At 68.6% G+C, this 22435-nt stretch carries 26 protein-coding genes and 1 tRNA gene; 14 read left to right on the top strand and 13 right to left on the bottom strand.

What is annotated here, in order from left to right:
• Positions 1 to 72: 72 nt before the first annotated feature.
• The 3 genes from AC3WRV_RS13420 to AC3WRV_RS13430 form a co-directional block, all read right to left on the bottom strand.
• A complete protein-coding gene (locus tag AC3WRV_RS13420; protein WP_291832500.1) occupies positions 73 to 432 on the bottom strand; it encodes a hypothetical protein in 360 nt (119 codons plus the stop codon).
• Complete coding sequence (locus AC3WRV_RS13425) at positions 429 to 1544, bottom strand: ankyrin repeat domain-containing protein (RefSeq protein ID WP_492313647.1); 1116 nt, start codon at positions 1542 to 1544, stop codon at positions 429 to 431. The genes AC3WRV_RS13420 and AC3WRV_RS13425 overlap by 4 nt, the downstream gene beginning before the upstream one ends.
• A gap of 84 nt (positions 1545 to 1628) precedes the next feature.
• Positions 1629 to 2240: a TetR/AcrR family transcriptional regulator gene (locus AC3WRV_RS13430; protein ID WP_492313648.1), complete on the bottom strand. Its 612-nt coding sequence runs from the start codon at positions 2238 to 2240 to the stop codon at positions 1629 to 1631.
• 90 nt (positions 2241 to 2330) lie between these two features.
• Between AC3WRV_RS13430 and AC3WRV_RS13435 the strand changes: the two genes are divergently transcribed.
• Complete coding sequence (locus AC3WRV_RS13435) at positions 2331 to 3536, top strand: MFS transporter (protein WP_291832494.1); 1206 nt, start codon at positions 2331 to 2333, stop codon at positions 3534 to 3536.
• Positions 3537 to 3558: 22 nt separating this feature from the next.
• Here the strand turns inward: AC3WRV_RS13435 and AC3WRV_RS13440 are convergent, their stop codons facing one another.
• From AC3WRV_RS13440 to AC3WRV_RS13450, 3 genes are read right to left on the bottom strand one after another with little or no spacing between them, the layout of a single operon-like run.
• Complete coding sequence (locus tag AC3WRV_RS13440) at positions 3559 to 4341, bottom strand: DUF1295 domain-containing protein (RefSeq protein WP_492313649.1); 783 nt, start codon at positions 4339 to 4341, stop codon at positions 3559 to 3561.
• A gap of 54 nt (positions 4342 to 4395) precedes the next feature.
• On the bottom strand, positions 4396 to 5037 hold the full coding sequence (gene chrR / locus AC3WRV_RS13445) for a cadmium/peroxide/UV radiation responsive anti-sigma factor ChrR (protein ID WP_492313650.1): 642 nt from the start codon (positions 5035 to 5037) through the stop codon (positions 4396 to 4398).
• A complete protein-coding gene (locus tag AC3WRV_RS13450; RefSeq protein WP_492313651.1) occupies positions 5034 to 5636 on the bottom strand; it encodes a sigma-70 family RNA polymerase sigma factor in 603 nt (200 codons plus the stop codon). Before AC3WRV_RS13450 ends, chrR begins: the two co-directional genes overlap by 4 nt.
• 92 nt (positions 5637 to 5728) lie before the next feature.
• On the opposite strand from AC3WRV_RS13450, the gene AC3WRV_RS13455 reads away from it, so the two are divergent.
• Entirely contained in the window at positions 5729 to 7075 is a 1347-nt protein-coding gene (locus tag AC3WRV_RS13455) for an NAD(P)/FAD-dependent oxidoreductase (protein WP_492313652.1), read from the top strand.
• Complete coding sequence (locus AC3WRV_RS13460; RefSeq protein WP_492313653.1) at positions 7072 to 7875, top strand: DUF1365 domain-containing protein; 804 nt, start codon at positions 7072 to 7074, stop codon at positions 7873 to 7875. The genes AC3WRV_RS13455 and AC3WRV_RS13460 overlap by 4 nt, the downstream gene beginning before the upstream one ends.
• A gap of 21 nt (positions 7876 to 7896) precedes the next feature.
• Here AC3WRV_RS13460 and lipB read toward each other — a convergent pair whose 3' ends face one another.
• Positions 7897 to 8613, bottom strand: a complete 717-nt coding sequence (lipB, locus tag AC3WRV_RS13465) for a lipoyl(octanoyl) transferase LipB (protein ID WP_492313654.1) — start codon at positions 8611 to 8613, stop codon at positions 7897 to 7899.
• A 30-nt stretch (positions 8614 to 8643) separates the two neighbouring features.
• On the opposite strand from lipB, the gene AC3WRV_RS13470 reads away from it, so the two are divergent.
• The 5 genes from AC3WRV_RS13470 (at position 8644) to AC3WRV_RS13490 (ending at position 13346) form a co-directional block, all read left to right on the top strand.
• Positions 8644 to 8940: a FliM/FliN family flagellar motor switch protein gene (locus AC3WRV_RS13470; protein WP_492313655.1), complete on the top strand. Its 297-nt coding sequence runs from the start codon at positions 8644 to 8646 to the stop codon at positions 8938 to 8940.
• A 126-nt stretch (positions 8941 to 9066) separates the two neighbouring features.
• Positions 9067 to 9151 (top strand) — tRNA-Leu (locus AC3WRV_RS13475).
• A gap of 129 nt (positions 9152 to 9280) precedes the next feature.
• Positions 9281 to 10696: a magnesium transporter gene (mgtE, locus tag AC3WRV_RS13480; RefSeq protein WP_291832479.1), complete on the top strand. Its 1416-nt coding sequence runs from the start codon at positions 9281 to 9283 to the stop codon at positions 10694 to 10696.
• Between the two features lie 120 nt (positions 10697 to 10816).
• Positions 10817 to 12148 carry a lysozyme gene (locus AC3WRV_RS13485; protein WP_492313656.1) on the top strand — a complete coding sequence of 444 codons (1332 nt, stop codon included), beginning with the start codon at positions 10817 to 10819 and terminating at the stop codon, positions 12146 to 12148.
• Positions 12149 to 12185: 37 nt separating this feature from the next.
• Complete coding sequence (locus AC3WRV_RS13490) at positions 12186 to 13346, top strand: isovaleryl-CoA dehydrogenase (protein ID WP_492313657.1); 1161 nt, start codon at positions 12186 to 12188, stop codon at positions 13344 to 13346.
• A 16-nt stretch (positions 13347 to 13362) separates the two neighbouring features.
• On the opposite strand, the gene AC3WRV_RS13495 is transcribed toward AC3WRV_RS13490, so the two are convergent.
• Positions 13363 to 13944: a hypothetical protein gene (locus tag AC3WRV_RS13495; RefSeq protein ID WP_492313658.1), complete on the bottom strand. Its 582-nt coding sequence runs from the start codon at positions 13942 to 13944 to the stop codon at positions 13363 to 13365.
• Between the two features lie 106 nt (positions 13945 to 14050).
• On the opposite strand from AC3WRV_RS13495, the gene AC3WRV_RS13500 reads away from it, so the two are divergent.
• On the top strand, positions 14051 to 14233 hold the full coding sequence (locus AC3WRV_RS13500; protein ID WP_291832471.1) for a DUF3008 family protein: 183 nt from the start codon (positions 14051 to 14053) through the stop codon (positions 14231 to 14233).
• Positions 14234 to 14291: 58 nt separating this feature from the next.
• On the opposite strand, the gene AC3WRV_RS13505 is transcribed toward AC3WRV_RS13500, so the two are convergent.
• Positions 14292 to 14786, bottom strand: a complete 495-nt coding sequence (locus tag AC3WRV_RS13505) for a DUF3617 domain-containing protein (RefSeq protein WP_492313659.1) — start codon at positions 14784 to 14786, stop codon at positions 14292 to 14294.
• Positions 14787 to 14951: 165 nt separating this feature from the next.
• Between AC3WRV_RS13505 and AC3WRV_RS13510 the strand changes: the two genes are divergently transcribed.
• Positions 14952 to 15632 (top strand): exopolysaccharide biosynthesis protein, encoded by a 681-nt coding sequence (locus tag AC3WRV_RS13510; RefSeq protein WP_492313660.1) that lies wholly within the window; start codon positions 14952 to 14954, stop codon positions 15630 to 15632.
• 62 nt (positions 15633 to 15694) lie between these two features.
• Here the strand turns inward: AC3WRV_RS13510 and AC3WRV_RS13515 are convergent, their stop codons facing one another.
• The 3 genes from AC3WRV_RS13515 to flbT all read right to left on the bottom strand — a co-directional run bounded on the left by AC3WRV_RS13515 (position 15695) and on the right by flbT (position 17598).
• Positions 15695 to 16525 (bottom strand): flagellin, encoded by an 831-nt coding sequence (locus tag AC3WRV_RS13515; protein WP_291832514.1) that lies wholly within the window; start codon positions 16523 to 16525, stop codon positions 15695 to 15697.
• 325 nt (positions 16526 to 16850) lie between these two features.
• A complete protein-coding gene (flaF, locus tag AC3WRV_RS13520; protein WP_291832465.1) occupies positions 16851 to 17216 on the bottom strand; it encodes a flagellar biosynthesis regulator FlaF in 366 nt (121 codons plus the stop codon).
• Entirely contained in the window at positions 17176 to 17598 is a 423-nt protein-coding gene (flbT, locus tag AC3WRV_RS13525) for a flagellar biosynthesis repressor FlbT (RefSeq protein WP_291832511.1), read from the bottom strand. Before flbT ends, flaF begins: the two co-directional genes overlap by 41 nt.
• A gap of 137 nt (positions 17599 to 17735) precedes the next feature.
• On the opposite strand from flbT, the gene AC3WRV_RS13530 reads away from it, so the two are divergent.
• Genes AC3WRV_RS13530 through AC3WRV_RS13540 form a run of 3 tightly spaced genes read left to right on the top strand, consistent with a single transcriptional unit; the run spans position 17736 to position 20236 of the window.
• Positions 17736 to 19526 (top strand): tetratricopeptide repeat protein, encoded by a 1791-nt coding sequence (locus tag AC3WRV_RS13530; RefSeq protein WP_492313661.1) that lies wholly within the window; start codon positions 17736 to 17738, stop codon positions 19524 to 19526.
• 36 nt (positions 19527 to 19562) lie between these two features.
• Positions 19563 to 20012 (top strand): hypothetical protein, encoded by a 450-nt coding sequence (locus AC3WRV_RS13535; RefSeq protein ID WP_291832461.1) that lies wholly within the window; start codon positions 19563 to 19565, stop codon positions 20010 to 20012.
• Between the two features lie 11 nt (positions 20013 to 20023).
• Positions 20024 to 20236, top strand: coding sequence for a hypothetical protein (locus AC3WRV_RS13540; protein WP_492313662.1), 213 nt, complete (start codon positions 20024 to 20026; stop codon positions 20234 to 20236).
• 41 nt (positions 20237 to 20277) lie between these two features.
• Here AC3WRV_RS13540 and cysS read toward each other — a convergent pair whose 3' ends face one another.
• On the bottom strand, positions 20278 to 21687 hold the full coding sequence (gene cysS, locus AC3WRV_RS13545) for a cysteine--tRNA ligase (RefSeq protein WP_492313663.1): 1410 nt from the start codon (positions 21685 to 21687) through the stop codon (positions 20278 to 20280).
• Positions 21688 to 21803: 116 nt separating this feature from the next.
• Between cysS and folE the strand changes: the two genes are divergently transcribed.
• Positions 21804 to 22418, top strand: coding sequence for a GTP cyclohydrolase I FolE (gene folE / locus AC3WRV_RS13550; protein ID WP_492313664.1), 615 nt, complete (start codon positions 21804 to 21806; stop codon positions 22416 to 22418).
• The last annotated feature ends 17 nt before the right edge of the window (positions 22419 to 22435 follow it).

Below are 22435 nucleotides of genomic sequence, written 5' to 3' on the forward strand. Positions count from 1 at the left end.
TATCCGTCGTCATGATCGCAGGTGGCCGACTAGATCGGAAGCGGCGGCCGGCCGGCGGGGTTCAGCCGCCCGTCAGGTGGACGGTCTCATCGTATCGCGCGCCCAATAGACCAGGAACGACAGCACGCCGCCGACCGCGGCGTGGCCGAGCAGGCCTGTCCACGCGCCGTCCGCGACGACGAGCAGATGGTAGCAGACGCCCGCCAGGACGCCGAAGCCGGTCGTGATATGGCTTTGCGTCCACAGAGACACCCGATCGAACAGCATGATCGAGAGCACGACGAGCATCAGCAGGCAGAAGCCGACGCCCGCGCCGAACAGGGCCTGGATCTTCTGTCCCGAGAACATCCCGCCGAAACCCGCCAGGACCACCGCCGAAAATCCCAGCACGACAAAGGCGGGCGTGAGATAGCCGGGCACGGGATCGTTCATCGCGCGTAGTCCGGCGGGCTCAAGGGCGCCGGCGTGGGGTTCAGCCGGACCCACTGGACCGCCAGTTCGCAAAGCTCGCCGCCCGCGCCCTCGCGGGTGCGCACCTCCGCGACAAGCCGGGCCGCCCGGTCCCGTTCGGCGTCAGACAGGGGCGCGCCCGAGGCGAGGTGCGCCAGGAAGGCCTGGCCCATGCGGCGGTAGTCGGCGTCCCAGTTGGCGCCGCCGTTGCGGTCAACCTCGTCGGCGATCCGTCCGGCGATGCGGATGACCTCGCCCTGCACCGTCGCGGCGGGCCCCTTGGAGGGGACCAGCAGGGCCCACAATTCCTGCTGTTGATCCTGCCAGCGTCCTCCCCGGACCGTGATCGGCGCGAGACCGTCATGCATCAGCCGGCGCGGGACAGGCGGGACATCGAACAATGCGTACAGACGATCCAGGCCATCGCTGGTCGCCTCCAGAAACTCGGGATTGAAGCCTGCGCGGTGGAACTCGAAATTTTCGCCGATCCGCTGCACGGCGGCCTGCATCTGGGGGGTGACCGGCCCCGAGTCGCCGCCGCCCGACACCGCGCGCCGCAGCCGGTCGAACAGTCCCGGCGTCCTGGGCGGGGTCGCCGCCAGCAGCAGGGCGGCGATGCCGGCCATCGGCTCGATATGGATGTTGCTGCACTGCTGTAGCCCGGCGGCCAGCGGCGTCTGCCCGGCGAGGTTGACCGCATCGGCCCGGGCGCCCCGGGCCAGTAGAACGCGCACCGCCTCCAGCCGGGCCGACATCGCCGCGCCGTGCAGGGGAGTATTCCCCTGCCCGTCCGTCGCCTGGATGTCGGCGCCGAGATCGAGCAGGATCTCCCCCCCGCCCTGCCAGCTTCCGGCGCGCTCGTGCAGCGGCGTGCGGCCGTAGGCGTCGCGAGCCTCGATATCGGCCCCCTGACCGACAAGCCAGCGCGCCAGCTCATCCGGACAGTCCCCGAACGCCAGGGCCGTCTGCTTGCCGTACCCGCCGCGCGCATCGAGTTCGCACGTATCGAAGACGGCCTTGAGCGCGGCGATGTCGCCGGCCTTGAGAAGGGCGTCGAAATCCTTGGGGAGCAGCTTCTTCTTCGCTTTCGGCATAGCCCCCGCCTCCGTTCGCTCGTCGTCGCCCATGCTAACGTTTGGTCGCTGAGCCGCAACGGCTCCGTTGATCCCGACGGCGCCCTACGCCCCGCGCAGCAGGCCTTCCATCAGGGCCTGGAACGCCGGAATGGCCCGCCTTGCGGTGGCCGCCGGATCGTCGGCGTTGGCGATCCACTGGGCCGCATAGGTCGAGGCCCCGCAGATCAGTCGGGCGGCGGCCTCGGCGTCGACGTCCCTGACCAGACCCTCGCTCTTCAGCCGCTGCACGCTGGCGCTGATGGCGGCGATGCAGCCGTCGTTGTTGGGCCATTGGGACGGGTCGCCGAGCACCGCCGGGCCGTCGCGCAGCACGATGCGCTGGATCTCGGGCTCCAGCGCCATCTCGATGTAGCCCACGTTCTCGTCGACGAAGCCCTGCCAGCGGTCCGACGCGGCGGCGGAGATCGCGTTCAGGCGCGTCGCCATTTCGGAATCGATCTGAAGGATCACCGCCATCAGCAGCCCCTTCTTGTCTCCGAAGTGGTGGTAGAGCGCGCCGCGGGTGAGCCCGGCCTCGGCCGTGAAATCGTCCATCGACGCCTCGGCGTAGCCCTTCTCGCCAAAGGCTCGGCGCGCCGCGGCGATGAGGGTCGCGCGAGTCGCCGCGAGCCGTTCGGCCCGGGGTTTCGGCTTGATCACGGAGCCTGCCGACAAAAGTCTTCTCCATTGCGTTGACATACGGCGCGTATGTAACCACTTCGCTCACATACGAGACGTATGTAATCACATCGAAGCGGTTCCCCAATGGCCAATCCCTATCGAGTCATCTTCAGCGCGCCCGGGGCGGCGGGCTTCGCCTCGGCGGGCTTCGTCGCCCGCCTGCCCATCGCCATGGCGCCCATCGGCATCGTCACCATGCTGGCCCAGACCCACGGCGCCTATTGGCTGGCCGGGGCGGTCGCCGCCGTCTTCACCCTGACCAACGCCCTGGCCGCGCCGCAGATCTCGCGCCTGGTCGATCGCTTCGGACAGAGCCGGCTGCTCATCCCCACGGCCGCGGTCGCGGTCCTGGCCTTCATCGGGCTGATCCTGGCGACGCACCAGCGCTGGCCAGTCTGGACCCTGTTCGTCTTCGCCTTTCTGGCCGCCGCCATGCCCAGCATTCCGGCCATGGTCCGGGCCCGCTGGACGGAGCTGTTCCGCGACCGGCCCGAGCTGAACACGGCCTTCGCCTTCGAATCCGCCGCCGACGAACTGGTCTACATCGCCGGGGCCTCGCTCTCTGTCGGCCTGTCGGTCGCCCTGTTCCCCGAGGCGGGACTGGTCGCCTCGACGCTGGCCCTGGCCCTGGGCATGACCGCCTTCGTGGTCCAGCGCGGCACCGAACCGCCGGTCCGGGGATCGGAGGGCGTCGCGCACCGCTCGGCCATCACGCGGCGGCCGGTTCAGATCATCACCCTGGCCCTGATCTTCGTCGGCGCCATCTTCGCCACCGCCGAGGTCAGCACCGTCGCCCTGACCCGCGAGCTGAACCAGCCCGGTGCCGCCAGCCTGGTGATCGGCGTCTATGCCCTGGGGTCGTTCGCCGTCGGCCTGATCATCGGGGCGCTGAACCTCAAGGCTCCGCTGCACCGCCAGCTGCTGGCCGCCCTGGGGGTCCTGCTGCTGACGTCCGTGCCGTTGCTGCTGGCCGACAGCGTCTGGCTGCTGGCCGCGACCATCTTCCTCAGCGGCGTCGCCATCTCGCCGACCTTCATCACGGCCTTTGGACTGATCGAGCGCCGCGTCCCGGCCGAAGTCCTGACCGAAGGCGTGACCTGGGTGATGACCGGCATCGGCATCGGCATGGCCCTGGGCGCCTTCGTCTCGGGCTCGATCGTGGACCTGTATGGGGCCCGCGCCGGCTTCTGGGTGACGATCGCCGCCGCCACCACCGCCCTGTCGATCGTCATCCTGGGTCAATCGGCCCTGGCGGGCGGCGGCAGGCCCGCCCCGGCTCCGGCGGAGTGACCCTGCGCCTCCGGCGCCGAGTTCATCGCGATCGCGGAGGCAGGGGCAGGAACCGGGAGACGCGGGCCTGGTAGGCGCGGTAGGCCTCGGGACGCGTCTTCAGCATCTGGGCCTCCAGCATGGGCACGCCGCTGACGTGATTGAGCAGCCACCACATCAGGATGGCCGCCGGCAGCGTCAGCCAGCTCGCGGGATGGCCGGGGTCGAACGCCATGACCGGCCAGGCCAGCCAGACCGTCCACTCGAAAAAGTAGTTCGGATGCCGGGACCAGCCCCACAGGCCGGTGTCGGCGACCTTGCCCCTGTTGGAGGACTCCCGGCGGAACACAGCCATCTGACGGTCGGCGAGGGCCTCGCCCGCGACGGCGACGAGGACGACACACCCCGCCAGCCCGTCCCGCCAGTCGAGCCCGGGGTCCGGTCGCGCCGCCGCCGCCCGGATGGAGACCGCCAGCACCACGACCGTCGCCGCCTGGATCATCAGGAAGCCCCAGGCCTTGAGCCCCCAGCCGCCCCAACCCTTCTTGAAGTCCTCGTAGCGAGGATCCGGGGCCGAGGCGCCCGCGGTCCGCACCGCCAGATAGCCGCCGAGCCTCAAGGCCCAGAAGCCGATCAGCAGCGCGACCAGCCCCTGCCGTGCCGGATCCGCATCCGGCGCGGGCCATAACGCGGCCGCGCCGCCGATCAGTCCGACCGAAAGCGCCCAGATCACATCGGTCCAGCCGCCGTCTCCGGTTCGACGCACGACCAGCCAGGCGGCCGACAGGGAGGCGATCGACGCGGCGCAGACGAGAAGGATCGGCATGAGATCTCCGATAGTCTCCTGACCTACGCCCCAAGGCCGCGAACGGATGCCCGCCTACAGCCGCACGAACGGCTGCAGCAGCTTTCCGAGCCAGCCGTCGAGCAGAATCTGGCCGTCCAGCGCGGCGACGCACAGGCACGGCTCGTTCGAAACGACCCGCGGCTGGTGCACGGTCTGGCTGTCGGCCTCCTCGAGATCGCCGACATCGAACCGCTCGGTCTCGGTCGCGTAGGCGCCGGCCAGCACGCAGGTCAGCTCCACCCCGCCATGGGTGTGTTTGGGCGTGGCGCGGCCCGGCTGGATTTCCAGCAGGATGACCCGGCAATTCCCCGCCCGCGGCCCGTGCACGTCACGCACCCTGACCCCCGGGCCCATCCATCGCCAGGGACCGAGGGGCAGTCTGCGCAGGGGTTCGGGCAGTTGGGGCATGTCGTTCAGCGGCGGCGGGGCCAGGGCCGCGCCCGTATCGACCTCGGTGCGCGCCAGCACCGCGGCGAGGGCGTTGTCGCTCATCGGCTCCGGCTCCATGTCGTCCAGGAACCGGCCCCCCACCGCCTGCAGCCGGCGCGCGAACGCCGCCGTTTCAGAGCGGAACGATAGATGCGCGGCCACGACCACAGCTTCCGGCGGGCTCAGGCCGCCGGCGGCGTAGGCGAGAAGACGCTCATCGGAAACGGTATGACGCAACGCGTTCATTCCTGCCCCCTGACGGGCTCGAGTATCAGTCTCAACTTGATCATGGCCTTGCGGATGCGTGATTTGACGGTGCCCAGGGGAAGGTTCAGGGCGTGAGAGATTTCGGAGTGGGCGTCACCCTTGAAGAAGGCGAGACGCAGCACGGCGATCTCGTCGGGTGACAGCCGGCGCATCGCCTGGTTCAACCGCGCGGCCTCGTCGGCCTCGGTCAACAGGTCGTCCGGGCGTTGGGGTTCATCGGGCCGCAGATCGAACTCGGGCAGTCCCGCCTCACGGCCTTCGCGGCGCAGAACGTCGAGGCGGCGATTGCGCGCGATGGTGAAGATCCAGGTCGCCGCGCCGGCGCGGGACGGATCGAACAGGTCGGCCTTTCGCCAGACCGTCAGCATGGCGTCCTGGGCGAAGTCCTCCGCGGCGCCGGCGGGCGCACCGGAGCGCATCAGGTAGGCCTTCAGCCGCGGCGCGAAGTATTCGAACAGCCGCGAGAAGGCCTCGCGGTCGCGATCGGCGGCGACGGCCTGGATCAGTCGGGCATGCTCATCCGTCCGCGCTCTCACCGGGCTCCGTTCCGCCTGCAGTTCGGCCGCGTGTCCATACATGGGTCCTGATACGCCGCACCGGTCGAACTGGATCACGACATCCGATGGCGAGGCCTCGACGTATCGAAGCCGATTTCCCCGTCGGAGTCTGCATGTCACACAACCCCGCGTCCCTCGACCCTGATCGCCGGCTCCGCATCGCGGTCATCGGCTCCGGCGTTTCGGCCCTGTCGTGCGCCTGGCTCCTGTCCCGGCGGCATCAGGTGGTGGTCTACGAACGCGAGGATCGCCTGGGCGGGCATTCGCATACCGTCGAGGTGGACGGGGCAAGCGATGCTCCGGTTCCGGTCGACATGGGTTTCATCGTCTTCAACGAGGCGACCTACCCCAACCTGATCGCCCTGTTCGATCATTTGGGCGTGCAGAGCCGGCCGACCGACATGTCCTTCGCCGTGTCGCTGGACCAGGGCCGTTTCGAGTACGCCGCCCCGGCCCTGTTCGCACAGCGGCGCAACGCATTCCGCCCGCGGTTCTGGACGATGCTGGGCGAAGTCATGCGCTTCTATCGCGACGCCCCCGCGCAGATCGAGGCGCTGAACGGCTCCGACCTGACCCTGGGCGACTATCTGAAGCGAGAGGGGTTCAGCGAGGCCTTCCGCGACGATCACCTTCTGCCGATGGCGGCGGCGATCTGGTCCTCCCCGGCGCATACGCTGATGGACTATCCGGCGGAGTCCTTCCTGCGGTTCTGCCAGAACCACGGCCTGCTGAAGCTTGTCGGCCGGCCCGTCTGGCGAACGGTGTGCGGGGGCAGCCGGGCGTATGTCGCGGCCATGGCGCGCGCGCTCGGCGAAGGCGTGCGGCTGGGCCGGCAGGCGACCCATGTCCGGCGGCTGGAGCAGGGCGTCGAGGTGCGCGACATTCATGGCGGCGTCGCCCGGTTCGACCACGTCGTGATCGGAACGCACGCCGATCAGGCCCTGGCGCTGCTGGACCAGCCGACCGAGGACGAGCGCGCCCTGCTCGGCGCGTTCCGCTACAGCCGCAACCTGACCGTCCTGCATTCCGACGCCAGCCTGATGCCCCGCCGCCGGCGCGCCTGGGCCGCGTGGAACTACATCGGCGTCGATGGCGGACTTTGCGTCACCTACTGGATGAACCGGCTGCAGGGACTGCCGGGGCGGGACCTGTTCGTCACCCTCAACCCGCCGCGACCGCCCCGCCCCGACACCCTGCTCCGCACCGAGGTGTTCGAGCATCCCATCTTCGACCCGGCCGCCGTTCGCGCACAGAAGTCGCTGTGGAGCCTGCAGGGCCAAGGCGGGGTCTGGTTCTGCGGCGCGCATTTCGGGGCCGGCTTCCATGAAGACGGCCTGCAGTCCGGCCTCGCGGTCGCGGAGCAGTTGGGCGGCGTCCGCCGGCCATGGACCGTCCCGAACGAGAGCGGCCGCATCCATCTGACCCCGGCCCCCTCCGTCGCCTTCGAGAACGCCGCATGAGCGAGGCCTCCGCCCTCTACCGCGGAGAGGTCGCGCATCAGCGCCTCCGACCGAGGGCGCACAGGCTGGCGTACCGCGTGTTCTGGCTGCTGCTCGACCTGTCGGAGATCGATCGGCTGGACCAGCGCTTGGCGCTGTTCTCGCGCAACCGGTTCAATCTCCTGTCCTTTCATGACCGCGACCATGGCGACGGCTCGAACACGGCCCTTCGGGTCCAGGTCGAAGCGCTGCTGGCCCGCGCGGGGATAGACACCGGCGGCGGCCCGATCCGGCTTCTGACCATGCCGCGCGTGCTCGGTTACGTCTTCAACCCGATCAGCCTGTTCTACTGCCATCACCCCGACGGTCGGCTGGCCGCGATGATCTATGAGGTCACCAGCACGTTCGGCGTCCGCCACGCCTATCTGATCCCCGTTCCCGCCGCCGATCAGGCCGCCGGCCGGATTTCGCAGTGCGCGGCGAAGGCGCTGCATGTCTCGCCCTTCCTGGGCATGGAGATGGACTACGAGTTCAGGGGCCGCGTTCCGGACGAGCGGCTGCAACTGACCATCGGCGGGTTCGACGCGCAGGGACTGATGATTACAGCCGCGATGTCCGGCAAGCGGCGCCCCCTGACGGACGGCACCCTGTTGTCCGCCGTCATGGCGATCCCCCTTTTGACCCTGAAGGTGGTCGCCGCCATCCACTGGGAGGCGCTCAAGCTCTGGCTCAAGGGCGTGACGCTGAAACCCGCCCCTGCGCCGGCCGCTGAACCGGCCACGATTCAGTCTGGTGCAAGGCACAGCCGTCTCGGCCGGTGACCGGCCGCGCCCGGGTTCCGCTCAGACCGGAGCCCGCCCCGGCTGGACCTCTCCGAACACCCGCCGGAAGCTCACCCGAAGCGCCTCGTCGGCCTCGTCCATCGTGGCCGGGACGCCCAGGTCGACCAGACTGGTGACCCCGTGCTCCTGGATTCCGCACGGCACGATGCCGCCGAAATGATCCAGGTCGGGCTCCACGTTCAGGCTGACGCCATGGAAGCTGACCCATTTGCGGACCTTGACGCCGATGGCGGCGATCTTGTCCTCGCGCGACCAGCCGGGCCCCTTGCGCTCGACCCAGACGCCGACGCGGCCCTCGCGCACGTCGGCGGCGACGTTGAACTCGCCCAAGGCGCCGATGATCCACTGCTCCAGGCCGCGGACGAAGGCGCGGACGTCCTTGCCGCGCGCGTTCAGGTCCAGCATCACATAGGCCACCCGCTGGCCGGGGCCGTGGTAGGTGAACTGCCCGCCCCGCCCGCTGCGGTGGACCGGGAAGCGCCCGGCGTCGAGCAGGTCGCCGTCCCTGGACGAGACGCCCGCCGTGTAGAGCGGCGGATGCTCCAGCAGCCAGATCAGCTCGGGCGCCTCGCCCGCCGCGATGGCGGCGGCGCGGGCCTCCATGGCCTCGACGGCGGCGGGATAGTCGACGTAGCCGTCCGAACGCGCCCATTCGACGGCCCGACCGTCGGTCCGGGCCAGCCTTGATACGGTTTCGCTTAAGGACTGGGAAAGCATGTCGCCCCCAATGTGGGGATCGGGAGCCCCATGCAAGACCACTCCGCCCTGTCACTTCCAGTATCAGAGTCCCCCGTGAGCCAGATCGAAGCCGTCGATGTCGAGATCTCGGTCGTCCTGGGGCGCTCCGTGCTGCCCATGAGCCAGCTGCTTCGCATGGGTCGCGGGGCGGTGATTCCGCTTGATGCCTCGGAGCACGACGAGGTCTGGATCCTGGCCAACAACCACCCGGTCGCACGCGGCGAGATCGAGATCCGCGAAGACCGGATCGCGATAACGGTGACGCGAGCCGCCGACGTCTACGACTTCATGGCCGGCGCGGCCTGATCAGGGCGTCGCAGTATAGGCCCGAACCGGCCCCCACGCCCTATTTCCCGCCCCCTAGTTCCTGCGCCTTCCGGCGCCCCCTTCCCTTTCCCCATTCTCTCCGCTATCAGCCGCCCTCCGATGCGAGCGGTCGTGGCGGAATTGGTAGACGCGCAGCGTTGAGGTCGCTGTGGGGCAACCCGTGGAAGTTCGAGTCTTCTCGACCGCACCATCGATTTTCGGCCACATGTCCCCCTACCAAGGGACCGGCCGCCACTTCGGACGGGGATGGTTTTGAGCCGCCCCCAAGGGCGAATCATCGGCTAGATGCTGATCTGACAGATCGAAGGGAGGCCGCCGCGTGAGCACCACCGCAACCGCCCCCCTGCCGCCCGTCGAAGACGACATCGAACACATCGCCCTGGACGAGGACTATGTCCTGACGCCGGGCTTCGTCGAGAAGGTGGTCGACGCCGCCGACGACGGCGACGGCCTGAAGCTGCGCTCGCTGCTGGAAGACCTGCACCCGGCCGACGTGGCCGACCTGATGGGCTTCCTGACCGAACAGCACCGGGCCATGGTGGTCGTCTGGCTACCGCCCGAACTGCTGGCCGACACCCTGCCCGAACTGGACGACGGCATCCGCGAGGAGGTGCTGGAACGCGTTCCGCACCTGACCCTGGCGGAGGCGCTGCAGGAACTGGACTCCGACGACGCCGCCGCGGTGGTCGAGGATCTGGAGGACGACCAGCGCGAGAAGGTGCTGGCGGCCATGCCCGAGGTCGATCGCGCCGCGATCGAAAGCTCGCTGGGCTACGCCGAGGACTCCGCCGGCCGCCTGATGCAGCGCGAGGTGATGGCCGCGCCCCAGTTCTGGAACGTCGGCGACACCATCGACCACATCCGCAAGCAGGGCGAGGAACTGCCGGAGCTGTTCTTCGACATCTATGTGGTCGATCCGCTGAACCGCCCCGTCGGCGGCGTCCCGGTCAGCCAGCTGCTGCGCAGCCCGCGCGCCATGACGCTGACAGAGATCATGGGGCCGATCAACGAGATCACCGTCGATCAGGACCAGGAAGAAGTCGCCTACATCTTCGAGAAATACCACCTGATCTCGGCCCCGGTGATCGACGTCGCGGGGCGTCTGGTGGGCCAGATCACCGTCGATGACATCGTCAACATCATTCAGGAAGAGAACCGCGAGGACATCCTGCGTCTGGCCGGCGTGGCCGACGAGGACCGCGGCTCGTCCGTGCCCGAGATCGTGCGCAGCCGCGTGCCCTGGCTGGCCATCAACCTGGCCACCGCCACCCTGGGCGCCAGCGTCATCGGCTGGTTCGAGGGCACCATTCAGCACATCGTGGCCCTGGCCATCCTGATGCCCATCGTCTCGGCCATCGGCGGCAACGCCGGGACCCAGGCCCTGACGGTGACCGTGCGCGCCCTGGCCACCCGCGAGCTGAACAGCTCCAACGCCCCGCGCACCTTCTGGCGCGAACTGATCGTCGGCTTCGCCAACGGCCTGGTGCTGGCTCCGCTGATCGGTCTGGCGACGGCCTTCTGGTTCCGGGACGAGGACTGGCGGATCGGCCTGGTGATCGCGGCGGCGATGGTGCTGAACCTGCTGGTGGCGGCGACCGTGGGGGTGCTGACGCCGCTGACCCTGTCGAAATTCAAATTCGACCCGGCGGTGTCTTCCGCCGTCTTCGTCACAGCGACGACGGATTTCTTTGGTTTCCTGATCTTCCTGGGCCTGGCGACCATCGTCCTGATGTGACGACAGCGCGCGGCGCGGCTCTTGCGGGCTGTTCTCGCAAGCGGAAGCGTCCGTCCCGATCTGGAACAAACCCCTGTGCTCGACACGAACAGGCCCCGTCTGAAGGTCTCCCGCGCGGGGATGGTGCTCATCAAGAGCTTCGAGAGCTTCCGGTCGCGCGCCGTGCAGCGCGAGGACGGCCGCTGGGTGATCGGCTACGGCCACACCGCCTCGGCCCGCGAGGGGCTGACGGTGGGCGAGCAGGACGCCGAACTGCTGCTGCAATACGACCTGATGCCGGTGGTCAAGGCGCTGAACGAACAGGTCGAGACCGTCCTGAACCAGCACCAGTTCGACGCCCTGGCCAGTTTCGCCGTGTCGGTGGGCGTGGACCGCTTCCTGGGCTCGGACGTGCTGGAACGACTGAACGCCGGCCACGCCGGAGAGGCGGCGGACGCCCTGGTCGGCTGGCCCGAGACCCCGTCGGCCGACACCGCCCTGCGCCGCCGCGCCGCCGAACGCGCCCTGTTCGTGGCCGATCCCGCCTCGCCGGTGCTGCTGTCCGACCTGCTGACCGCGCCCTTGCCGCCGCCGCCCGTCGCGGAGCCGGAATCGGAACCGCAGGTCGATCCGAACGCGAGCCGGGCCGCCGCCGTGGCCTCCCTGCTGGGCGAGACCCCGATCGCGCTGGAAGCGCCGGAAGCGGACGTCGCGCCGGAGCCCGAACCGGAACCCCAGCCCCCCGTGGTCGAAGCGCCGCGCGTCCTGCCCCTGCCCACCGTGTGGCAGTCGCAGGGACAGGTGTGGACGCCGCCGCCGCCGACGGCCATCGCCCAGTCGCAGCGCTATTCCCCCTACGCCGCCGCCATCATCGGCCCCCTGCCCGGTTTCCCGACCGCAGCGCCGACGGCCCCTGCCGAGCCGGAGCCCGCGCCGGAACCCGCGCCGGAACCCGAGCCCGAGGTCACGGCCGCGCCCGAACCTGCGCCTGAACCCGAGCCCGAGCCTGTCGCAACGCCGGTGCGGACGCCCGTCTTCCCGCCGGCCCCGATCTTCGCGGCCTCCGCCACCGCCGCGCCGTCGCCCTTCCCGCCGCTGGAGCTGACCCCGGCGGTCGAGGCCGACTTCGCCGAACCGGCCCGCGACGCCTGGGCGCCCGAGCAGCGCGCCGCGCCGGAAGCGGCCGGCGAGGCCCTGTTCGAGGACGAGCCGCCGCTGGCCGTGCTGCGCCATGAGGTCGACCCGACCCCGGCCAAACGCTTCAGCCTGATCGAGACCGGCCCCTATCTGATCATGGGCGGACTGGGCCTGTTCGCCTGCGCCGCCTCGGCCGCCGCCTTCCGCAAGGCGGTCAGCGATCCGTTGCCGACCAACGAGTTCACGATCATCGCCTGGGTGCTGGCCCTGATCGGCGTCATCTGCGTCGGCGTCTCGGCCTGGAACCTGTCCGTGCGGGCCACGAAGAAGGACTGACTTTGCCTGCCCGCGCGGGCAGTGCTACGCCCGCGCCATGAGCATTCCCTTCGCGCCCCAATCCATGGAATTCGGCCTCGGCGAAAACGCCGACGCGATCCGCGACACCACCGCCCGCTGGGCCGCCGACCGCCTGGCGCCGCGCGCCGCCGAGATCGACGAGAAGAACGAGTTCGCCCGCGACCTGTGGCCCGAGATGGGCGAGCTGGGCCTGCACGGCATCACCGTCGAGGAAGAGTACGGCGGCCTCGGCCTCGGCTACCTCGAGCATGTGGTGGCGATGGAGGAGGTGTCGCGCGCCTCGGCCTCGATCGGCCTGAGCTACGGCGCCCACTCCAACCTGTGCGTCAACCAGATCCGCCGCTGGGGCACGCCCGAGCAGAAGGCGAAATACCTGCCCAAACTGATCTCCGGCGAGCACCTGGGATCGCTGGCCATGTCAGAGGCCGGATCGGGCTCGGACGTCATGTCGATGCGCACCCGCGCCGACAAGAAGGGCGACCGCTACATACTGAACGGGACCAAGTTCTGGATCACCAACTCCCCGACGGCCGACACCCTGGTCGTCTACGCCCGCACGGGCGAGGGCAACGGCGGCGTCACCACCTTCCTGATCGAGAAGGGCATGAAGGGGTTCAGCGTCTCCAAGAAGCTGGACAAGATGGGCATGCGCGGCTCGGACACCGCCGAACTGGTGTTCGAGGACTGCGAAGTCCCGGAAGAGAACGTCATGGGGCCGGTCGGCGGCGGCGCCGGCGTCCTGATGTCGGGCCTCGACTATGAGCGCACCGTCCTGTCGGGCGGCCCGCTGGGCATCATGCAGGCGGCGCTGGACGTGGTCCTGCCCTACGTCCGCGAGCGCAAGCAGTTCGGCAAGGCCATCGGCTCGTTCCAGCTGATGCAGGCCAAGGTGGCCGACATGTACGTGGCCCTGAACAGCGCCCGCACCTACGTCTACGCCGTGGCCCGCGCATGCGATCAGGGCAAGACGACCCGCTATGACGCCGCCGGCGCGATCCTGCTGGCCAGCGAGAACGCGGTGAAGGTGTCGCTGGAGGCCGTGCAGGCCCTGGGCGGCGCCGGCTATACGAAGGAATGGCCGGTCGAGCGGCTGGTCCGCGACGCCAAGCTGTACGACATCGGCGCCGGCACCAACGAGATCCGGCGGTTCCTGATCGGGCGCGAGCTGCTGGGGTGAGGCGGCGAGCCGCCGCCTAGCCCTTGCGGGAGCTTTCGCACGCGGGCGTCAGGCCGCTGTGCGTCGATTCCTGCTCCTCGTCCTCCGACGCACGGCCGGAATAGATTTCCGGCGCGGCGGCGCGTAGGGCGTCCTGATGTTCCTTGCGGAAGACGAAGCCTTCGTTCTGCAAGCGCTCGGTCGTTTCGAAGGCCTGCTGGTTGGCCGACGACATCTCGGACATCATCGCCGAGAACCGGGCCTCTTCCGTACCGCCGCGAGCGGCTTCCGCCTTCCGCTGCCCATCCCGGACATAGGCCCGCAGAGCCGCGAGGTAGGCCGACTTGGCTGAAGCGCTGCAGGGCTCGGCCTGCAGGCGACCGGCAGCGGAGAGCAAGGCCTGGGTGGCCGGATCAGCGTCCGCCTTCGGATCGACGACCTCGATATGCGCGGTCCCGCCCTGCGCCCGTCCCTCCGGATAGGAAATGCGGACCTCCCGCCCGTCGGGCAGAGCCGCCGAGTCCCCCGTCGAGGCCTGGGTGTGGTTGAACCAGAGGCCGCCCGCCGTGGCGACGATCGCGCCGGCGCCGGCGAGGATGAGCAGGTCGAGCTTTTCCATGCGCCATGGCTAGCCAGACGCCTGTAAAGGCCGAGTTCCATGACATGGCTAACGGAACCTGGAGCAGGCGCCGCCGGTTTTCGGCGAAGCAGGAAAGGAGCCCGCCATGCCCGCCAAATCCGCCGCGCAGCAGAAGGCCGCCGGAGCCGCCCTGTCCGCCAAGCGGGGCGAGACGCCCAGATCGAAGCTGAAGGGCGCCTCGAAATCGATGCTGTCGATGACCGAGAAACAGCTTGAGGAATTCGCGCACACCAAGCGCAAGGGGAAACCCGAGCACGTGAAGCCCTAGACAGCGAAACGGCGGCCCCGGAGCACAGGACCGCCGTCGTCGCATACTTTCGTCCGGGCTAGGCCGCCGGACAGTCGCCGAGGCGTTCGGCCGTCATCGTCATGGTGGTTTCCGGCATCGGGGCCGGCGCGCCGGTCGTCTTGCTCTTCACCTCCATCGTGTAGCGGCTGGAGAAGTCGCCCGAGACCCGGATGGCCGATTCCGACTTCATGCCGCCCTGCATCTCGCAGACCGTGCTGGAGACCATGGCGTCGCCGTCCCGGCGGAAGGGCTGGGTGGTGCAGGTCGCGCCGGGCGTCGCCGACGCGCCGCCGGGCGCCTCGAAGGTCGAGGAGGTGATGCAGGTCTCCACCGGAGCCATCGCGGCGCCGCCGGGCATGCCGGCCATGGCCGTCGTCACGCGCCACAGACCGGGTTTGGGGCCGTCCATCGAGGCCGGGGCCGCCGCGCGAGCCGCCTCGCCCGCCTTCTCGCCTTCCGTGGTGTCGCTTCCCTGGCTGCAGGCCGCCAGGGTCAGGGCCGCGAGCGCGGCCGACGCAATCATGAAACGCATGAAAATCCTCCCATCGGGAACATCCCGATGACCGGAAACGGCCACGGTTCGGGACGGGTTCCCAACATCCGGTCGCCAAGCCGACCGGATGGAGGTTTGTTAAGTGGCGTCGGAGCAGGTTCCCCCCTAGATCGGTTCATCACCCCTCCGGATCGCCCGTCGCCGATGCCCGACTACGACTATCAGGCCGACACACGCCCCTTCTCGCAGGTGATCGAGGACATCGGCGCCAAGGACGACCCGAAGCTGTACCTCGGGGAACTGGTCAATGCGTTTGGCGAGCGCGGCTTCGGCGCCCTGATGCTGTTCCTGGGCCTGGTCAGCGCCGTGATCGGCGCGGTGCCCGGATCGACCACCATCCTGGGCGCGCCGATCCTGCTGATCGCCTTCCAGCTGGTCATCCGCCGCGATCAGCTGTGGCTGCCGCGCTGGGCGCTGAAGAGCAGCATCGACCGCGAAGGCTACCGCACCGCCATCGCCAAGGTGATGACGCCGCTGCGCAAGGTCGAGCGTTGGTCGCGCCCGCGGCTGTCGATCATGACCAGCGAGGTGTCGGAGGTCCTGATCGGCATCGCCTGCATCCTGCTGTGCACCATCCTGGTCCTGCCCATTCCGGGGGGAAACCTGGTGCCGTCCCTGATCATCGTCGCGTTCGGCTTCGGCCTGGTGCAGCGCGACGGCCTGGCCATCCTGATCGCCTGGTGCGCCATCGCCCTGCTGTGCGTGGGCGGCATCGTGGTGTGGCTGGCCTGGGAGTGGGTGTCGCCCTTCCTGTTGCCGGCCTGGCACTGGCTGACGGGACTGGGCCCGCAGGCCTGGCACTGGCTGACCGGCCTCTTCGGCTAGAGCCTGACGCGCGAGACGCCGGAGAGATCTCCCTCTCCGGCGCCTGCGAGAACCTGCCGTGATCAGCCCTGGAACAGGGAAAGCACCAGTTGCGGCGTCTGGTTGGCGATCGAGAGCGCTTGAACCCCCAGCTGCTGCTTCGTCTGCAGGGCCTGGAGCTTGGCGCTTTCCTTCGCCAGATCGGCGTCGACCAGATTGCCCACACCCGCTTCGAGAGCGTCCGACAGCTTGCCGACGAACGTCACGTGAGTGGTGAGGGCCTTCGACTTGGTGCCCAGACGCGCCAGGGCGCCCGAAACCTTGTCGATGGAGGCGGACACGACCGCGAGGGACGCGTTCGCCTTGGTCAGGGTGTCGATCGATTGCGTCGTCGCGACCGTGACGGTCGTGCTGCCCAGAGCCATGACTTCAGCGCCGACCGTCAGGGTCGCCGTGCCTTGCGCGTTGGCCAGTGCCGAGAAACCGGTCGCGCCGGTCTTCAGCAGGTTGATCCCATTGAAGTCAGCGTTGCTGGTCACCGAGGCGATCTGGTCGCGCAGGGCCTTGAAGTCCTCGTTCAGAGCGGCGCGTGCCGCAGTCTTGAGCGACGCATCAGTCGCCGCGAGAGCCTTCTCCTTCATCTGCAGCAAGAGGTCAGAGACCGTCTCGCCCGCCGCCAGAGCCACGTCGACAGCGGCGACACCGCGATCGAGCGACTGTTTCACCGCGTTCAGCGCCCCGATATCGGCCCGTTGTCCCTGGGCGATCGCCCAGATGGAGCCGTTATCCTTGGCGTTGGCCACGCTCTTGCCGGTGTTGATCCGGTTTTGCGTGGTCGCCAGTTGGGCGTTGGTCGCGTTCAGGTTCTGGAGCGCGACTTGCGCGCCCACGTTCGTGTTGACCGACATAACCATCGGGTAGTTCCTTCCATTCTGGTCGGTTGTGAAAGGCCTTCTGGCCTTAGAACCGGTTCTGGTTCGCGCACGCCCACGCAAGGACCGGGCCGGTCCAAGCTGTTGATATTGCTGGAAGGGAAGGCGTGCGCGCGCTGCCGGTCGGCAGAATTGGCCGGGGGCGGCGAGGCAGGAAGAGAGAAGCTCTCCCTCCCCTCATGGGGAGGGTGGACCGCGAAGCGGGACGGGTGGGGAACAGCCGCACGGACAGGCGGCCGCACGGTCCCCCACCCTGTCGTCGCTGTGCGTCGACATCCCTCCCTACAAGGGGGAGGGAGATATGAACTCAGGCCGCCTGGGCCGGGGCGGGGGCGAGGCCCTGCATGATCATCTTGTTGATGTCGATCAGGGCTTCGAAATCATCCTCGCCGCGCATGATCGCGGAGGAGTGACGGCCGACGAACAGGCTGATCGAGATGATCTGGGCGCGCAGGCCCATGTCCATGGCGTTGTCCGGATTGGAGCAGTCCGTGGCCAGGGTCGACCACAGCCGGCGGTTCCAGTCGAGCGCGTCGATCCGGGTCGAAATGTCCGAGGCGTCCACGGTCGAGGCGTGCATCAGCGCCCGGGTCACCTGCCCGAACAGCCGATACTCGGTCTCGCGCGGGGTCTCAGCCCGCGTGGCTGCGGTCTTGTACGCCTGAAGCGACATTCGCCAGACCTTCCTCGTAATCCACCAGTTTGCGGGCCGACATCAGCGCCTTGTAGTACTCGCGCGCCATGACGTGACGCGAGGCCGAGACGCAGTCGGCGAGCACATCGGGGTTGCGCGTGACGCCCATGAACTCGGTCAGGCGCAGCGCGAATTCGTCGTAGACCTTGGGAGCCGCGGCCTCGTCCAGGTACATCATCATGACGGGGAAATAGATCCGCTTGGCCGGGGAGTTCACGTCCTCCAGCTGCATGATGTCCTTCTCGCGAAGGACGCTGGCCTTGTTCTGCAGAATCAGGACGCCGCGACGGTCGCCGTTCTGGACGACGGCCCCGTTCAGGACGAATTTCTCGCCGGGCTTGAGCGACAGCTTGAGCGGCATCTGGGCGGCTTCCCCTTGGGTCCCGGACATACGGTTTAGAAAACCGGGAACCAACGCAGGCTAAACAGTCGTGGTTAACCATCTCTTGTGAGCCGACATCGTCATATTGCCTATCCGCTCCGCCCCCGAGTCGCTTCATGTCCGCCGCCGCCCTCGACGACACCTCCGCCCACGCCCCGGCCCCCGCCGCGCAGGGCATAGCGGGCGACGCCGCCTCCCCCGCCGCCATCAGCCGGCTGTCGAAGTCGCTGGCGGGCGTGCGGTCAGTGAAGGCCCAGCGCAAGGGGCTGGAACTGCTGAAGCTTTCGCTGGCGGCGATCCGGGTCAACGACTTCGACCGCGCCACCCAGCGGGCGCTGGACTCTCTGAAGCTGGACGAGACCAACGGCCTGGCCTGGCACGTGCTGGCGATCTGCCAGGAGAAGCAGAACCGGTTCGGCCCGGCCATCCACGCCTATGAGGCGGCGCTACAGCTGCTGCCCGACCACACCGACATCGCCCACGACCTGGGCCGGCTGGCGCAGCGGCTGGGCTATCTCGACATCTCCGAGAAGCTGCTGCTGAAATTCCTGGCGGCCAATCCCGGGCATATCGAGGCGACCAACAACCTGGCCTGCGTGATGCGCGACCAGAACCGCTACGCCGACGCGATCGAGACCCTGCGGCCGCTGCTGCAGATCGAGGCGGACAGTTCGGTGCTGTGGAACACCCTGGGCACGGTGCTGAACGACCAGGGACGGCTGGACGAGGCCCTGACCTTCTTCGAGGAGGCGCTGCGGCTGGACCCGACCTTCGCCAAGGCGCGCTACAACCGCGCCAACGTCCGCCGCCCGCTGGGCGACGTGGCCGGCGCCATCGAGGACATGGAAGCCGCCCTGCCCGGCGCCGAGAACGGCTACGAGGTCGCCATGATGAACATGGCGCGCGCCCTGATGCTGATGGGCGAGGCCCGCATCCCCGAGGCGTTCGAGGCCTATGAGGTGCGTCTGGACCCCAACCTGCCCGACGCCATGCACGTGGCCGTCGACGCCCCGCGCTGGGATCCCAAGACCGAGGACATCCGCGGCAAGCGGGTGCTGGTGGTCGGCGAACAGGGCATCGCCGACGAACTGGTCTTCGCCAACTGCCTGAACGACATCATCGACGCCGTGGGGCCGGAGGGTCAGGTTTATCTGGCCGTCGAGGCGCGGATGGTCGGCCTGTTCCAGCGCGGCTTCCCCAGGGCGATCGTCGGCGGCCACAAGGCGGTGCGGCTGGAAGGCCGCCTGACCCGCTACGTGCCCTTCGCCGAGGAGCTGGAGCAGAAGCTGGACTGCTGGGTTCCGATCGCCAGCCTGATGGCCGTCTACCGCCCGACGCTGGAGAGCTTCCCCGGACCGGGTCAGGTCATCGTGCCCGATCCCGACAAGGTCGCCTATTGGAGGGGCGAGCTGGCCAAGCTGCCCGAGGGGCTGAAGGTCGGGCTGCACTGGAAGAGCCTGGTGATGACCGGGGCGCGGGCGGCCTTCTTCGCCGCCGGCTTCCAGCGCTGGGAGCCGATCCTGACCACGCCGGGCTGCGTGATGGTCAACCTGCAGTGCGGCGACGTGTCCGAGGACCTGGCGGCGGCGGAGGCCGCGGGCGTGTTCATCTGGACCCCGCCGATCAATCTGAAGGACGACCTGGAAGACGTGGCCGCCCTCTCGGTGGCCTGCGACGTGGTGCTGGGGCCGGGCATCGCCGGGACCAATATCGCCGCCGCGAGCGGGGCCCGGACCTGGATGGTGGCGGCGCCGGACGACTGGCACCTGATGACCACCGACCACTACGTCTTCTATCCCGACGTGAAGATCTTCGTGCGCGGCGCGGTGGACGGCTGGCCCGAAGTGATTGACCGGATGCGGGCGGCGCTGGACCGGGTCGTGGCGGATGGCTGGAACGCCGCCTGAGCCGTGGCGTTGTCTTCCCTGAACAGGGAGGACGTGATGCCCGAACTCGACGACTATAAGGACGACCAGGAACAGTCTGAAGTTTATGACGAAACCCACCTCGACGATGAGGGGGACGGCGACTTCCTGCTGGACGAGGCGGATCAGGTGCTCGATGTCACCCAGGCCGACGGCGACGCGGACCGGGACGACTTCGACGAGGACGCCGAACCGGAGGACCTGGACGAGGAGCTGGGCGCTTCGGGCATCGAGGCCGAGGCCGACGCCCTGCTGGGCGTGGACGGCGAGCGGCTGAACGAGATCGACGGCGAGAGCCAAGGCCAGCGCGGTGTCGACGAGGTCGAGCTGGTCTATTCCGGCCTGATGGAGAATGCGCGCGGAGCCCAGGCCAGCGCCGCCCATTGGGAGGCCAAAACCCTGTCCGACGACGACATCGCCGACCTGGGCTACGGCCCGGACGGCGACGAAGATCACCCGAAAAACTGAGGAGCGCCGACATGACCGGTCAAACCGAGCATCTGAACAAGGCGCAGGAAGACTGCGACCCCGAGACCCCGCACGCCAAGCGCGCGCCCCGCGAGGACGGCAAGCCGGACCAGCTGGCTGAAAAGACGCGCGAGGCGAACAGCCGGCAGGAGGCGCTGGTCGACGAGGGCCTGGAAGAGACGTTCCCGGCGAGCGATCCGGTGAGCGTGAAGCGGATTACGTGAATTGAATCTCCCTCCCCGGACGGGGAGGGAGAGCGCTCTTCCTACCCCTTCACCCGCCAGGTCGCCCCCGTCGGGCCGTCCATGACCACAACGTTCAGCGCGTTCAGGCGGTCGCGGATGCGGTCGGCCTCGGGCCAGTCCTTGGCGGCGCGCGCGGCGGCGCGCTGTTCCAGCAGGGCTTCGACCTCGACACGGAGATCGTCGGAGACCTCGCCTTCAAGCCATGCGGCAGGGTCGTTCTGGAGCACGCCCAGAATGGCGGCGGCGGCCAGCAGTTTTCCCTTGGCGGCCGAGACGGCCTCGTGGTCGCCGGCGGTCATGCCGCGCTCGATCTCGCTGGACAGGGCGAACAGGGCGGCGAAGGCGCCCGGCGTGTTCAGGTCGTCCTCGATGGCCTTGAGGAAGTCCTCGGGCAGCCAGTCCGGACCCGCCACGATGGCCGAAGCGCGGTGCAGGGCGCCGTAGAGGCGGTCCAGCGACTTGCGGCTCTGCTCCAGCAGGGCCTCGTTCCAGTCCAGCGGCTGCCGATAGTGGGCCGAGAGCAGGGCCCAGCGGATCACCTCGCCCGGCAGCCGCTCCAGCAGGGCGTGGGGCAGCAGGATGTTGCCCAGCGACTTGGACATCTTCTCGCCGTCCAGCGTCAGGAAGCCGTTGTGCATCCAGTAGCGGCTGTATTCGGCGTGCGCGTCCGCGCCGTGGGCGTGGCCGTGGGCGCAGACGCCCTGGGCGATCTCGTTCTCATGGTGCGGGAAGACCAGGTCGATGCCGCCGCCGTGGATATCGATGGGCAGGCCGAGGTTGGCCTCGATCATGGCCGAGCACTCGATATGCCAGCCGGGACGGCCCTCGCCCCACGGGGACGGCCAGGACGGCTCGTTCTCCTTGGACGGCTTCCACAGGACGAAGTCGTGCGGGTTCTTCTTGTAGGGGGCGACCTCGACGCGGGCGCCGGCGATCATGTCGTCCAGATTGCGGCCCGACAGCTTGCCGTAGGTCTCGTAGGACGAGACGTCGAACAGCACATGGCCCTCTGCGGCGTAGGCGCAGCCGTGGTCGATGATCGCCTGGATCTGGGCGACGATGGCGTCCATGTGGTCGGTGACGTGGGGGGCCAGGTCGGGCGGGCTGACGTTCAGCCGGCCCATGTCCTCCAGATAGGCGGCCTCGTAGCGGGCCGTGATCTCGCTGATCGGCACGCCTTCCTTGAAGGCCTTCTGATTGATCTTGTCGTCCACGTCGGTGACGTTGCGGGCGTAGATCACCTTGTCGGCGCCGTAGGTGCGGCGCAGCAGGCGGACCAGAACGTCGAACACCACCGGCGGGCGCGCGTTGCCGATATGGGCGAAGTCATAGACCGTGGGACCGCAGACGTAGAGCGTCACCCGGGTCTCGTCTCGCGGCGTGAACACGCGCTTTTCGCGGTGCAGGGTGTCGTGAATCGTCAGCGGCATGAGGAAGTCTTTGCGGGAGAGTTTTCTTGCGGCACGGACCGGCGGTCCCATATACGCCGCCAAGCTGATAAACAGTCCCTTGCGACTTACAAAGCCGCGCGTTCGAGAACCGTCTCATGAGCTCTACCCCCGTCAAGCCCGTTCTGGTCGGCGACAACGACCAGCGCCCCAGCCGCGAAGAGGCCCTGAAGGCCGTTCGCACCCTGCTGGCGTGGGCGGGCGACGATCCCGACCGTCCGGGCCTGATCGACACGCCGAAACGGGTGGTCGACGCCTACGGCGAATGGTTCGACGGCTATGACGCCGATCCGGCCAGGGAGCTGGGCCGCACGTTCGAGGACGTGCAGGGCTACGACGACATGGTCCTGCTGCGCGACATCGAGGTGGAGAGCCACTGCGAGCACCACATGGCCCCCTTCATCGGCAAGGCCTACGTCGCCTACATCCCGAACGAGAAGGTGGTCGGCATCTCCAAGCTGGCGCGGGTGGTGGAGATCTATTCGCGCCGCCTGCAGACGCAGGAAGTGCTGACCAACCAGATCGCCGACGCCATCGAATCGAATCTGGCGCCGCAGGGCGTGGCCATCCTGATCGACGCCGAACATCAGTGCATGACCACCCGCGGCGTGCACCATCGCCACGTTTCGACCCTGACGACCCGGTTCACCGGCGTGTTCAAGACCGACGCGGCGCTGAAGGACCGTTTCCTCAAGCTGGCGCAAGGGCGCTGAGCCGCCGGAATCGTTTC

It is taken from the genome of Brevundimonas sp. EU05-FHT14B11 (genome assembly GCF_058790835.1).